The sequence below is a fragment of the Capillimicrobium parvum genome, from assembly GCF_021172045.1.
Lineage (GTDB): Bacteria > Actinomycetota > Thermoleophilia > Solirubrobacterales > Solirubrobacteraceae > Capillimicrobium > Capillimicrobium parvum.
Genome location: NZ_CP087164.1, coordinates 4,238,729 through 4,251,698, shown reverse-complemented (window position 1 = coordinate 4,251,698; position 12,970 = coordinate 4,238,729). Strand labels below are relative to the sequence as shown.

The 12,970-nt window shown below is 75.9% G+C and carries 13 protein-coding genes; 1 reads left to right on the top strand and 12 read right to left on the bottom strand.

Annotated features, from left to right (window positions below; translation table 11 throughout):
- The 10 genes from DSM104329_RS20720 to DSM104329_RS20675 form a co-directional block, all read right to left on the bottom strand.
- Complete coding sequence (locus tag DSM104329_RS20720; protein WP_259311751.1) at positions 1–630, bottom strand: DJ-1/PfpI family protein; 630 nt, start codon at positions 628–630, stop codon at positions 1–3.
- An 18-nt stretch (positions 631–648) separates the two neighbouring features.
- Entirely contained in the window at positions 649–1,596 is a 948-nt protein-coding gene (locus tag DSM104329_RS20715) for a GlxA family transcriptional regulator (protein WP_259311750.1), read from the bottom strand.
- A 96-nt stretch (positions 1,597–1,692) separates the two neighbouring features.
- Positions 1,693–2,451 (bottom strand): hypothetical protein, encoded by a 759-nt coding sequence (locus tag DSM104329_RS20710; protein ID WP_259311749.1) that lies wholly within the window; start codon positions 2,449–2,451, stop codon positions 1,693–1,695.
- A gap of 52 nt (positions 2,452–2,503) precedes the next feature.
- Complete coding sequence (locus DSM104329_RS20705; protein ID WP_259316242.1) at positions 2,504–3,376, bottom strand: DUF1152 domain-containing protein; 873 nt, start codon at positions 3,374–3,376, stop codon at positions 2,504–2,506.
- A 61-nt stretch (positions 3,377–3,437) separates the two neighbouring features.
- The gene (locus tag DSM104329_RS20700; protein WP_259311748.1) at positions 3,438–4,067 is read right to left on the bottom strand and encodes a DUF1802 family protein; all 630 of its coding nucleotides are present in this window, start codon (positions 4,065–4,067) and stop codon (positions 3,438–3,440) included.
- 137 nt (positions 4,068–4,204) lie between these two features.
- Positions 4,205–5,047: an NAD(P)-dependent oxidoreductase gene (locus DSM104329_RS20695; RefSeq protein ID WP_259311747.1), complete on the bottom strand. Its 843-nt coding sequence runs from the start codon at positions 5,045–5,047 to the stop codon at positions 4,205–4,207.
- A gap of 8 nt (positions 5,048–5,055) precedes the next feature.
- Positions 5,056–6,534, bottom strand: coding sequence for a hydantoinase B/oxoprolinase family protein (locus DSM104329_RS20690; protein ID WP_259311746.1), 1,479 nt, complete (start codon positions 6,532–6,534; stop codon positions 5,056–5,058).
- Positions 6,521–8,470, bottom strand: coding sequence for a hydantoinase/oxoprolinase family protein (locus tag DSM104329_RS20685; RefSeq protein WP_259311745.1), 1,950 nt, complete (start codon positions 8,468–8,470; stop codon positions 6,521–6,523). Before DSM104329_RS20685 ends, DSM104329_RS20690 begins: the two co-directional genes overlap by 14 nt.
- A gap of 50 nt (positions 8,471–8,520) precedes the next feature.
- Positions 8,521–8,964: a hypothetical protein gene (locus tag DSM104329_RS20680; protein WP_259311744.1), complete on the bottom strand. Its 444-nt coding sequence runs from the start codon at positions 8,962–8,964 to the stop codon at positions 8,521–8,523.
- Positions 8,965–9,049: 85 nt separating this feature from the next.
- Positions 9,050–10,516: an L-aspartate oxidase gene (locus DSM104329_RS20675; RefSeq protein WP_259311743.1), complete on the bottom strand. Its 1,467-nt coding sequence runs from the start codon at positions 10,514–10,516 to the stop codon at positions 9,050–9,052.
- 22 nt (positions 10,517–10,538) lie between these two features.
- On the opposite strand from DSM104329_RS20675, the gene DSM104329_RS20670 reads away from it, so the two are divergent.
- The gene (locus DSM104329_RS20670; protein WP_259311742.1) at positions 10,539–11,570 is read left to right on the top strand and encodes a histone deacetylase family protein; all 1,032 of its coding nucleotides are present in this window, start codon (positions 10,539–10,541) and stop codon (positions 11,568–11,570) included.
- Positions 11,571–11,577: 7 nt separating this feature from the next.
- Here the strand turns inward: DSM104329_RS20670 and DSM104329_RS20665 are convergent, their stop codons facing one another.
- Positions 11,578–12,153 carry a hypothetical protein gene (locus DSM104329_RS20665; protein WP_259311741.1) on the bottom strand — a complete coding sequence of 192 codons (576 nt, stop codon included), beginning with the start codon at positions 12,151–12,153 and terminating at the stop codon, positions 11,578–11,580.
- Positions 12,150–12,932, bottom strand: a complete 783-nt coding sequence (locus tag DSM104329_RS20660) for a zinc ribbon domain-containing protein (protein WP_259311740.1) — start codon at positions 12,930–12,932, stop codon at positions 12,150–12,152. Before DSM104329_RS20660 ends, DSM104329_RS20665 begins: the two co-directional genes overlap by 4 nt.
- Between the last annotated feature and the right edge of the window lie 38 nt (positions 12,933–12,970).

Below are 12,970 nucleotides of genomic sequence, written 5' to 3'. Positions count from 1 at the left end.
TCAGGCAGGGACGCGTGCGCGCCGGCGCACGAGCTCCACGATCTCCGGATCGACCTTGGCGGGGTGGCCCGCGTCGAACGGCGGCGCCGGGTCGTACTCGATGACGAGCTGGATCGCCTGGGCGATCGTCTCGCCGGCGATGCGCGACGCGAGGTGCAGCGCCATGTCGATGCCCGACGACACGCCGGCGGCGGTGATGATCCTGCCCTGCTCGATCACGCGCTGGTCGGTGACCTGCGCGCCGAACGTCGCGAGCCGGTCGAGGTAGAGGAAGTGCGACGTGGCGCGCAGGCCCTCGAGCATCCCGGCGGCGCCGAGCAGCAGCGAGCCGGTGCACACCGAGGTCGTCCACTGCGAGGTCTCGTGCGCGGTCCGGATCCAGTCCAGCAGGCGCTCGTCCTCGAGCAGGCTGACCGTGCCCGTGCCGCCGGGCACGACGACGACGTCCGGGTGCGGGAGCTCCTCGAGCGTGGCGTCGGCGACCACGCGCAGGCCGCGATCGGTCGCGTAGGGCCGCGCCTCGTGGCCGATCCAGTGCACCTGCGCGCCCGGCAGGCGGGACAGCACCTCGTAGGGCCCGATGGCGTCGAGGGCGGTGAAGCGGTCGTAGAGCGGGATGGCGATGTCCATGGCGAACGGCTCCTTCGGTCAGGCCGCGAAGCGGCTGCGGTAGGCGGCGGGGGACACGCCGAGCCGCCGGGCGAACGCGCGGCGCAGCGTCTCGACGGTGCCGAACCCGCACTGGCGGGCGACGGCCTCGACCGGCGCCGCGGTCGACTCGAGCGTCAGGCGCGCGCGCTCGACGCGCAGCGCCTCGACGTACGCGGCCGGGGTCATCCCGGCCTCGCGCTTGAAGGCGCGGGCGAAGTTGCGCTCGCTCATCGACGTCCGCTGCGCCAGCGCGGGAACCGACAGGTCGGCGTCGAGGTGGTCGGCCATCCACGCCTGCAACTCGCGCAGCGGCGCGCGGTCGGCCGACTGGGCGGCGAGTTGGGCGCTGAACTGCGACTGGCCGCCGGGACGCTTGACGAACAGCACGAGCACGCGCGCGACCGCGAGCGAGACGGGCGCGCCGAGGTCCTCCTCGACGAGCGCGAGCGAGAGGTCCATGCCCGCGGTGACGCCCGCCGACGTGCGGACGGGCCCGTCGAAGACGAAGATCGGGTCGGGGTCGACGTGGACGGCCGGCCGGCGGCGGCGCAGGTCGTCGCAGTGGGCCCAGTGGGTGGTGGCGCGGCGGCCGTCGAGCAGGCCCGCCTCCGCGAGCACGAACGCGCCGGTGCAGACCGAGGCCATGCGGCGCGTGCGCGCGGCGAGGCGCCGAACCTGCTCGACGACGGCGGGCGCGGCGTGGCGGGCGCCCGCGCCGCCGGCGACGATCAGCGTGTCGAGCGGGCCGCGGACGTCCTCGAGCGCTCCGGCGGGGGCCAGCGCGTAGCCGGAACCGGTGTCCAGCGCCGCGCCGCCGGGCGAGACGACCTCGATCGCGTACGCGCCCGGGGACATGCGCTCGGCGTAGGCGAGCACCTCGGCGGGACCGGTGACGTCGAGCGGTTGCACGCCGGGCAGGGCGACGATGACGACGCGGCGGAGCATGGACCCATCGTGGCGGGTGCGGAGCTTGGCAGCAAGGACGAGTATCGGGCAGATTCGGCCATCCCCACCGCCCGCCACCGCATCGACGCTCGGCGTTCAGCCTGCTTCGGCCAGCCGTGCGAGGTGCGCGCGCCAGGCGTCCTCGGTGTGGTCGATCCTGCGGCCGCCGAACGCCCGCACGAGCCCGTCGCGCGGGCCCCGGGGCTCGAGCTCGAGCGCCAGGCGGATCGCCGCGCGCTCGCCCTCCTCGCGGGCGAGCAGGTCGACGACGGTGCCGCCGAGCAGCTCCGCGTCGCGGCGCTCGGGCGGGAACGCCGGGCGCGGGCCCTCGCGCAGCCGGCGCGCGATCGCGGGCCGGGCGAGCGCCGTCTGCCCGGAGAGCCACGGCCCCGCGCCGAGGTACAGCCACGCCCAGCGCCGCGCGCGTACGAGTGCGCCGATGCGGGCCGGGGGCGGCAGGCGCGGGTTGGCGGCCCCCACTGCCAGGCGCGCGTACAGGGCGGCCGGCGTGCGCAGGAGCATCGCCCGCGACTCCGGGACGCCGCTGGCCCGCGCCTCGAGCAGCGGCGGCGCCAGCACGTGGATGTCGAAGCCCGACAGGCCCCCGGCGATGTAGCGGCGCGACGCGGGCGCGGTCCGCAGCCGGCGCACCGGCAGCGCAGGGCGCGCCAGGATCAGCTCGGCCTCGGAGCGGTGCAGGACGACGGCGACCTCGTCGGGCACCGAGGGCAGGAGGGAGGCGGCGCGCTCGCGGACCTCCTCGAGCTGCTCGAGGACGGCGGCCGCGTGCTCGGCATCCTCCTCGGCGTGCCGGGCGACGAAGTGCGCCGACTCCGTCTCCACCCACGAGCTCACCCGGGCATCTTCGCCGACCGCGCGCCGCGACCTCCACGCCGCGCCCGAGCTTCTACGAAGCGGCCCGTCGCTCGTACGCGAGCTCGGTGCGGATGCCCCGCGCGGCGAGGATCGACTCGGCGTCCTCCAGCGAGGCGGCGTCCAGGAGGGCGGCGGCCATCGGCACCGCGACCTCGAGCGCGCGCTGCGGGTCGAAGATGAAGGTCAGCGCGCCGACGGGACTGCGCGGCACCGTGCGGCGCCCGTCGCGGATCGGCGCGGGGCCCGTGGCGCCGCGCGCGCAGGCGACGGCCTGCGCGCTGGCCTCGGTCGGTACCGCGGCGACCGCCGCGTCGAGGCGATCGAGGAGGTCGGGCGGCGTGCCCCAGACCCCGGTGAGCGCACCGCCCGCGGCGAGCTCGGCGAGGCGCTCGAGGACCTCCTCGAGGGTGAGCTCGCCATCACAGGCCGCGCCCCAGACCGCGCCGGTCGTGGGCGTGCGCAGGTGGGCGGCCGCGGCCAGCAGCAGCGAGTCCGCGAGCGGGCTCCCGAGCCCGGGCTCGTGGCCGTGGGCGAGGACGTCGCCGCCCACGTCGACGAGCGCGACGAGATCGCAGCCGAGCTGCACGCACGCGTCGTCCAGGGCGGCCGCCACCCCGGCGGGGCCGGGATGGGGATCGACGAGGACCGTTCGCTCGCCGAGCACGCCGGCCAGGTGCGACTCGGCGAAGCGGAAGCCGCCGGGGCCGCTCGTCTCGGGCGAGGCGAGCGCGACGGCGTCGTTCAGGGGCTCGGCGCCGGTGATCTCGTCGAGCCGGCGGGGCCCGGGCAGCGGGTCCACGACCCGCCGCTCCCAGGTCAGCCCTCCGACCACCGCCGAGGCGCCGAAGCGCTCGGCCAGGTCGGCGACGACGAGTGCGCCCACGACGTCACCGCCGCCGCCGATGCCGATGCAGAGGACGCGCGAGGCGTCCCTGAACGTCTGGTCGAGGCTCAGGGTCGCGCCGCTAGGCGAGAGCCAGCTCCCGCCCGCCGACGATCGCGCAGATCTCCTCGGAGGCGCGCTCGAACTCGTCGTCGGACAGGACCGGCGTCCCCTCGAATGGCAGGTCGCGCTGCAGCTCCAGCCACGATCGGCAGCCCAGGTACTCGTCCTTGACCTTGACGGTCACCGGACGCGGGATGCGGTACGTGCGCAGCAGCAGGACGTGCAGTGGATGGCGGCGCTTCCACGCAAGGCGCTTCTCCGCGTAGTCCGGCGTCCAGACGTAGTAGGGCGAGAGGGCGTCGACGCAGCGCGGGTCGTCGATGGCGAAGTGACCCGCCACCTCGGCCCAGGCCCGGATCCGCACGCGGTCGGGTTGGTCGATGCCGCCGTCGAACCAGATGGAGTCCTCCGGACACTCGCCGTCGGGCCAGACGCCCTCCTCGAGGGCGCGGCGCAGCTCGGGCTGGTGGGAGGCGCGGACGAGGTCGCCGCGCTGGTGGTCGAACGTCGGGTAGAGGAAGAAGCGGTCATGCTCGAGCCGGAAGTGCTTGCCGGACTCGCGGATGCCGCCCTTGCGGAGGGTCACCAGCTGCTCGCCCTCGGCAAGCGCCCGGACGGTGACCGCCCACTCCTTGAAGGCAATTGGCATAGGGAAGGGTTTCGGTTTCTAGGAACGAAGAAAGTCCCGCGTCAGGCCGTCCGAACTGCGCGACGGCGACGCGGGAGCGCAGTCGCATCGTTGCAAAGATGCGGGCAAAAGCCAAATCCTCGCTTTGGTTTGGGGGGCTAGAGGCGGCGGCCGGTGCGGGCCTCGACGACCTCCAGCAACGCGGCGAAGTCCGCGTTGCCAAGACCCCGGTCTACCCCGCGTTCCAGCACCTCACGCGCGGCCTCCGCGGCAGGGAAGTCGATGCCCGCAGAGGCCGCTCCGTCGAGGCACAGACGGACGTCCTTGAGCATCTGATCGAGCCGGAACAGCGGCGTCCAGTCATGCTCGAGCATGGGCCGCCCCTTCAGCGCCACCATGGTCGAGGCGGCCGCGGTGTCGCCGAGCAGGTCCACCAGCTTGTCGAGGTCGACCTCGACGGCGGCGCCGACGACGAGCGCCTGCGCGAGCGCCGCCGCGTTGGCGGCGGCGACCGCGTTCGTGATGACCTTGATCGCCTGGCCCTGGCCGACCGGGCCGACGTGGACGATGAGCCTGCCCATCGCCTCGAAGAGCGGCATCGCGGCCTCGACGTCGTCCGCGGCGCCGCCGACCATGATCGTCAACGTCCCGTCGCGCGCGCCCGGCGTCGAGCCGCTGACCGGAGCGTCGAGGAAGCGCCGGCGGCGCCCCAGGTCACGCGCGGCGGCGGGCCCGATCGTCGACATGTCGATGCACAGCGGCTCGTCGATGCCCTCCAGCGCGGTGGCGACCTGCTCGCCGTCGACGAGCATGGTGATGACCGCGTCGGCGCCCTCGGCCGCTCCGGCCGGCGAATCGGCCACGCGCCCGCCGTGCTCGGCGACGAACGCCTCGGCCTTCGAGCGCGTCCGGTTCCACACCGCGAGCTCGTGGCCGGCGCGCGCCAGCTGCGCCGCCATCAGCGATCCCATCAGGCCCAGTCCGCAGAACCCCACCCGCATCGCGGGCATCATCCCACGGGGCCGTGCCCGCCGCCGCCCGGGGTCTCGATGCGCAGCGACTCGCCGGCGCGCAGCGTCCCCATCGTCTTCGAGCCGGCCTCCTCGCCCGCGACGACGTTGCGGCCCGGCGCCCCGTCGGCGCCGCCCGCGGCGCCCGGGGGGCCGTGGCGCCGGCGCTCGGTGATCAGCGAGTACGTGACCTCCTCGAGCGCTTCGATCTCGCGCACGACGCCGTCGCCGCCGCGATGCGCGCCCGCGCCGCCGGTCCCGCGGCGCAGTTCGTAGCGGGTGACGCGCAGGGGGAAGCTGCGCTCGAGCGCCTCGACGGGCGTGTTGAGCGTGTTCGACATCGCCACGTGCACGCCGGACGGGCCGTCCGCGTCGGGGCACGCGCCCTGGCCGCCGCCGAGCGTCTCGTAGTACGTGAAGCGGTCGTTGCCGAGCGTGAGGTTGTTCATCGTGCCCTGCCCGCACGCACGGCCGAAGGCGCGCAGGACGAGATCGGCGACGCGGCTGGACGTCTCGGTGTTGCCGCCGACCACCGCGGCGGGCGGGCGGGCGTTGAGGATCGACCCCTCCCGGGCGCGGACCGTGATCGCCCGCTGCACGCCCGCGCTGGCCGGGATGTCGGGATCGGTGAGCACGCGCACCGCGAACAGGCAGGCGGACTTCGTCACGGCCAGCGGGCAGTTGAGGTTGCCGGGGTATTGGTCAGCGCTGCCGGAGAAGTCGAGGACGAGCTCGTCGCCGGAGACCGTCGCGGCGACCCGCAGGACGAGGTCGCCGTCGGGCGCCTCGAGGACGTCGGCCGCCGTGCGCGTGCCGTCGGGCAGGTCGGCGAGGCAGGCGCGCGTGCGGCGCTCGGCGTAGTCGAGCACGGCGTGCAGCGCCTCGCGCAGGCCGTCGCGCCCGGTGCGCCGGGCCAGCTCCGCGACCCGCCGGCACCCGATGCGGTTGGCCGCCAGCTGGGCGCGCAGGTCCGCGCGGCGCTCGGCGGGCTGGCGCATCTGCGCGGCGAGCTCGTCGATCGCCGCCGCGTCGAGCACCCGCGGGGCGATGACGACGCCCTCCTCGTCGAGCGTGCGCGAGTCCGCGGGCATCGAGCCCGGGATCCGGCCGCCCACGTCGGCGTGGTGCGCGCGCGACGCGGCGAACCCGAGGAGATCCTCCCCCGCGAAGATCGGCGTGATCACCGTGATGTCGGGGAGGTGCGTGCCGCCCCGGTACGGGTCGTTGAGCACCCACGAGACGCCGGGCCGGTGGCGCTCGCGCAGGACCGCGGCCACGGCCTCCGGCATCGCCCCCAGGTGGACCGGGATGTGCTCGGCCTGCATGACCATCTCACCGCGATCGTCGAACAGCCCGGTCGAGGCGTCGCGGCGCTCCTTGATGTTCGAGGAGTGCGCGCTGCGGATGAGCAGGGCGCCCATCTCCTCGCAGGCGGCGTGCAGCGCGCCCGTGACGACCTGCAGCTCAATCGCGTCCAAGGACCACCGTCCCCGTGCCGTCGACGGCGCCCGACCAGCCCGGCGCGACGAGCAGTGTCGCCTCGGGCCCCTGCCAGACGGCGGGCCCCGCGATGCGCGTGCCGGCGGCCAGCTCTCCGCGCCAGATCGTCGCCCGCACGGGCTCACCCGCGATCACGACCTCGCGCTCGCCGCCGGGCTGGCTCGTCGCCTCACCCGCCGGCGCCAGCGTCACGTCCGGGCCGGGTTCGATGGCCGAGACCTGGACCGTGACGAGCTCCACGACGCCCTCCGGGTCGCGGTAGCCGTAGCGCTCCTCGTGCTGCGCGGCGAACGCCTCGCGCACGTCGCCCTCCCAGGGCACGCCGAGCTCGAAGGACTGGCCGGCGTAGCGCAGTTCGAGGGTGACGCGGTGCTCGCCGGGCAGATCGCGGCCGAGCTCCTCGGCGACGCGGCCGATCGCCTCGGCAGTCAGCTTGTCGCCGGCAAGCAGGACGCTGCGGCGGGCGTCGGCGCGGCGGGGGGCGACCGCGAGGCCCAGCGCGCTCAACACGCCGGACGCGCGGGGGACGACGAGGCGGTCGATGCCGAGCTCGTCGGCGATGGCGGCGGCATGCAGGCCGCCGGCGCCGCCGAAGGCCAGCAGCGCATAGCGGCGCGGGTCCACGCCGCGCTGCACCGTCATGACCCGCAGCGCGCGGACCATCTCGACGTCGGCGACGCGGACGATGCCCTCGGCGCAGGCGATCGGGTCGAGGTCGAGCGCCGCCGCCAGCCCTGCGATGGCGCGCTCGGCGGCGCCGCGGTCCAGCGCCACCCCGCCGGCCAGCTCGGAGTCCGGGTCGAGGCGGCCGAGCAGCAGGTTGGCGTCCGTGACGGTCGGCTCCGTGCCGCCGTGGCCGTAGCAGGCGGGACCGGGATCGGCGCCCGCTGACTGGGGTCCCACGCGCAGAGCCCCGCCCGGATCGCGCCAGGCGATCGAGCCGCCGCCCGCGCCCACGGTGTGGATGTCGACCATCGGCAGCGCCAGGGGACGGCCGCCCACCTCACGGCTGGCGGTCTCGCGCACGGCGCCTGAGTCGACGACGCACACGTCGCAGGAGGTGCCGCCCATGTCGAAGCAGAGGAGGTCCTCGATGCCGGTCTGGGCGGCGATGAGCGAGGCGGCGGCCGCGCCGCCCGCCGGCCCGGAGAGCACGGCGAGCGCGGCGTGAGCGGCCGCGAGCTCGAGGGTGGCCAGGCCGCCGCTGGACTGCATGATCTGCGGCTGCGGCAGGCCGGCCTGCCGCGCCCGGCCGGCCAGCGCGCGCAGGTAGGCGCCGAGCAGCGGCGACAGCGCGGCGTCGACCTCGGTGGTCGCGGCGCGCTCGTACTCGCGGAAGGTGCCGACGACGTCGTGGGACAGCGAGACGTGCGTCCCGGGCCGGCGGCGCTCGATCGCCTCGGCCAGGGCGAGCTCGTGCTCGGGATGCGCGTAGGCGTGCAGCAGGACGACGGCGATCGCCTCGGGCTCGCACTCGTCGAGGCGATCGAGGACCCGTTCGATGCCGTCGTCGCCGAGAGCGCGCAGCGGGCCGTCGGGCGTCATGCGCTCGGGGACGCCGATCCGCCGCTCCGGCGGCGTCAGCGGCGCGGGCCGCTGGGCGCAGAGCCGGTAGAGGTCGGCGCGCGCCTGGCGGCCGAGCGCGACGATGTCCGTGAAGCCCTCGGTGGCGAGCAGCGCCGTGCGCGCGCCCCGGCCCTCGAGCAGGGCGTTCGTCGCGACGGTCATGCCGTGGGCGAACGCCTCGACCTGGGGCGCCTGCGCCCCGGCGCGCTCGAGGGCCGTGGCCACGGCGGCCATGACGCCCTCCGACTGGTCGCGAGGGGTCGTCGGCGCCTTCGCGGTCACCAGCCGCCCGTCGACGGCAAGGACCGCGTCGGTGAACGTTCCTCCGACGTCGACCCCGAGCAGCACGGCGCGACCCTACCCCGGCGGAGGGTCGCGCCGGCTGCCGGAGCCCGGCGCTACGCGGCGGCGAGCGCCGCCTCGCGGGCCTCCTCCGTCTCCGCGAGATGCTGGTGAGAGGGGCAGTAGCCGTTGTGGGGCAGCGGCATCCGCTGGCAGGCGGTGCCCTTGCGCGTCGTCGCGCGGCACTGCAGCGGGTTGCCGTGGATGTCCACGCCCTGACGCGGCTGTTGATCCAGCCACTCCTCGGCGATGCCGAGGATCCGCCGCACGGTCTGGCACACATGGGCCTGCTCGCTCATCGGGAAGTAGATCCGGATGTCGTTGAACAGGGTGCGTGCCGGCCGGGCGAAGTAGTGCCGGTCCGTGGCAAGCCGCTCCAGCGTCGCCTCGCACGAGCGCAGAACCGCCGCATGGGCGGCAGGATCGGCTCCGTGGTTTGGCGACTCGCTTCGGATGTACGGAGCGAGCTCGCGATAGATCGCGCGGCTGAACTGGTACATGCAAACCTCTCTCCAGGGGTGCGCCCAAGATGCACTCCCGATGTGAAGAACAGCCCGCGATGTGTTGAGCTTGGGTTAAGCCGTTTCAGTCCCAGCGCTCGAACGTGGGTGCTACGCCGGGCGCGATGACCGTGTGATGGCGGTCGAGAGCGGGGTCGAGGTCGGGGAAGTCCGAGCGCAGGTGCGCCCCGCGGCTCTCCTCGCGCAGCAGCGCGTTGGCGGCGATGAGCCGCGCGAGCGGATAGGGGTCGAGCAGCAGCGTCGCGAGGTCGTCGTGGTTGCGCACGATGCCCGCATGGCGCCACAGCGCGTCCTTCGTCTCGCGGCCCGGCTCCGGCAGCCGGGCGACGTCCTCGGGCACCGGCGCATCGCCCGGGACCGGGTCGTCGAGCGCCGCGCGGGCCGCCCGGCCGCCGTACACGCAGCACTCGGTCAGCGAGTTCGAGGCGAGGCGGTTCGCGCCGTGCAGGCCGGTGCAGGCGGTCTCGCCGACCGCGTACAGGCCGGCGACGGTCGAGCGCCCGTCCAGGTCGGTCACGATCCCGCCCATCCCGTAGTGCGCGGCCGGGGAGACCGGGATGCGCTCTCGCGTCGGGTCGAGGCCGGCGTCCTGGAGCGCGGCGACGACGTTCGGGAACAGGGTCGGGTCGATGGCGCGCATGTCGAGGCCGACGGACGGCGCGCCGGTGCGCTCCATCTCCTCGTGGACGGCCCGCGAGACCTCGTCGCGGGGCAGCAGCTCCTCGACGAAGCGCTTGCCGCCGGCGCCGTGCAGCGTGGCGCCCTCGCCCCGGATCGCCTCGGTGATGAGGAAGCCCTCGCGGCCGCGCACCCCGGTCACCGCGGTGGGGTGGAACTGCATGAACTCGAGGTCGGCGAGCCGGGCGCCGACGCGGTGGGCGAGCATCAGGCCGAAGCCGAGCGAGCCCGGCGGGTTCGTCGTCCTTGCCCACAGCGCGGCGGTGCCGCCGGTGCACAGGACGACGCCGCGCGAGGCGATCGCGCGGCCGTCCTCGAGGACGAGCCCGCGGCAGGCGCCGTCGTCTCCCGTCCAGATCCGGACCGCGCGGGAGCGCTCGAGGACGGTGACGCGCGGATCCTCGACGGCGAGGGCGGAGAGCTGGCGCACGAGGCGCCGGCCGGTCGCGCTGCCGCCCGCGTGCACGACGCGGCGGATCGAGTGCCCGCCCTCCAGCCCCAGCGCGAGGCGGCCGTGGCGGTCGGCGTCGAAGCGCACGCCGAGCGCGACGAGCTCGTGGACGCGGTCCGCCGCTTCGCGGCAGAGGACCTCTGCGGCGCTGTGGCGGACGATCCCGCGGCCGGCGCGCTCGGTGTCCTCGAGGTGCAGAGCGGGCGAGTCGTCGGCGGCGAGCGCGGCGGCGAGGCCGCCCTGCGCCCAGTAGCTGGCGGTCTGGGCCAGGGGGGTGGCGGAGACCAGCGCGACCTGCGCTCCGGCGCTCGCGGCGGTGAGCGCGGTGAACAGGCCGGCCGCACCCGCGCCCACGACGGTGACGTCCGCTCGCAGCGGGGCGTTCGCGGGTGACCCGGACATGTGCGGCAAGTACCGTAGCCGCGTGAGCGCGCCCGTCTTCCTCAGCCACGCCTCGTCGCTCGCGCACGATCCCGGGCCGCACCCAGAGCAGGCGGCGCGGCTGGAGGCGATCGAGCGCGAGCTCTCGCTGCGCCGCTGGCTCGGCTGGGACCGCGCGGAGTCCCCGGAGGCGACGGTCGAGCAGCTGCTGCGGGTGCACCCGCAGGCGTACGTCGACTGGATCCGCGACCTGTGCGCGCAGGGCGGCGGCGCGATCGACCTCGACACCGTGGTGAGCGCCCGCTCCTACGAGGCGGCGCTGCACGGCGCCGGCGGCGCCTGCGCCGCGGCGTCGCTGGTCGTGTCCGGCGAGGCGGGATGCGCGTTCAGCGCCCACCGGCCGCCCGGGCACCACGCCGAGCCGGCGAAGGCGATGGGCTTCTGCCTGTTCAACAGCGTCGCGGTGGCCGCACGGCATGCGCTGGCGACCCTCGGCGTGCAGCGGGTGATGATCCTCGACTGGGACGTCCACCACGGCAACGGGACGAACGACGTCTTCGCCGCGACCGACGAGGTGCTGTTCGTCTCGATCCACGAGTCGCCGCTGTATCCGGGGACGGGGCCGGCATCCGACCGCGGCGTCGGCGACGGCGACGGCTACACGGTCAACCTGCCGGTGCCGGGCGGGTCGGGCGACGACGTGTGGACGTCGATGGTCGCGCACGTGGCGGCACCGCTCGTGCGGGCCTTCGAGCCGGGGCTCGTCCTGGTGTCGGCGGGCTTCGACGCGCATGCCCGCGACCCGCTGGCGGGGTGCGAGGTCACCGACGGCGGGTTCGCGACGATGGCGGCGCTGATGCGCGACGCGTGCGCCGGCGCGGGCGTGCCCCTGGCCTGCGTGCTGGAGGGCGGCTACGACCTCGAGGCGCTGTCGAGCTCGGTGGCGGAGGTGATGAGCGTCCTCTCGGGAGTCGCGCCCGCGGCCCCGCCCGACGTCGCCGTCCATCCGCTGGCGCTGCGTGCGCAGGAGCGCCTGGCCGGCGGGATCTGGCCGGCGCTCGGGCACCGGGTGTAGGCGCGGCTCAGCCGCCGGGCGTCGCGCCGGTGTCCGGCGTGGGGACGCCGGTGGTGGCCGTCGGGCCGGGGCTCGTGGCGTCGGACGGTGGGGTGGGGACGCCGGTCGTCGCGGTCGGGCCGGGGCTGGTCGGCGTCGGCGCCGGCGCCGGGGTGGGCGTGGGCGTGGCGCCCGTCGTCGTCGTCGGGTCCGGGGCGGGGGTGACCGGCGCGGTGCCGGTCGTCACGGTCGTCGCCGAGGGGGTGGACGTGGCCGTCGCCTGCGTGGCGGCGCGGACGTCGGCGTCGTTGTCGGTCAGCGCGACGAACGCCCAGGCGAGCGCTGCTCCGCACAGCACCGCGGCGACCGCGACGACCGCGATCGGCAGCCGCCAGTTCGGAGTGGGCGCGATGACGGTGCGCGCGGCCGTCCCGCAGCTCAGGCACCACTCCTGGCCGGGCTCGAGGCCGGTGCCGCAGCGCGGGCAGCGAGCGGGCGGGGCAGGCGGCGGCGCGGGCAGGCCGGCGCTCGGGGTCTGGTCCTGGTCCGTCTCGCTCGAGTCCGGCCCGCGGTCGGGCGGCGGCTGCTGGTCGCCTGCGCTCACGACGGCGGCGGCGCCGGCGGCTCACCGCCCGCCGTCGGTCCGTCGGCGGCGGGCGCGGCGGCGGCCGGGCTGGGTGCCGGTCCGGCGAAGGTCGGTCCCGCGGGCAGGCCGGCACCCTTGCCGACCGGCAGGCCGCAGGTCGAGCAGAAGTGCGCGTCGCTCGCGTGCAGGGCGCCGCAGCGCGCGCAGCTCGCGAGACCCGGCTCGCGCAGGACGGTGACGCCGTCGGGATCCTCGAGCGCCTGGCCGAGCGCGCGCATCTCGGCATCGAGCGCGCTCAGGGCGGTGAGCTTCTGGTCGACCAGGTCGTTGCGGTCGCGCCCGAAGCGGTGCATGTCGAACACGAGGCCGCCGAGGTCGCGCAGCGCGACCTCGCGGGCCCGGCGCACGTAGCGCAGGCGGCGGCGCATGCGGCCGCGCGCGAGGAACGTGGGCGCGGCCGGCTCCGTGGCGGGTTCGGTGCCCGCGGGCTGGTCGGCCGGGGCCGCGGCGTCGGGCGGCAGGTCGGCGGGGACGAGCTCGGTGCCCGCCGCCGCGGCCTCGGGGGGCGCCTGCTCCACGACGGCCGCCAGCACCGCGGTGTCGGCTGTGGCGCGCGCGCCGTCGCCGGGCGTGGCCATGACGGCGCCGATGACCTCGGTCGGCGGGGCGGCGGTCAACTCGGTCTTCGGGTTCGTGCCCGCGTCGCCGGCGGTGGCGTCGGTCGCCGTCTCGAACGAGGTGGCAGCTTCGGCCTCCGCGTCCCCTCCCCGGCGCAGGCGTGCGAATGGTCCGGCCATCGGCCAGAGCGTAGTGGCCGGTCCCGCCGTCTCCGGCG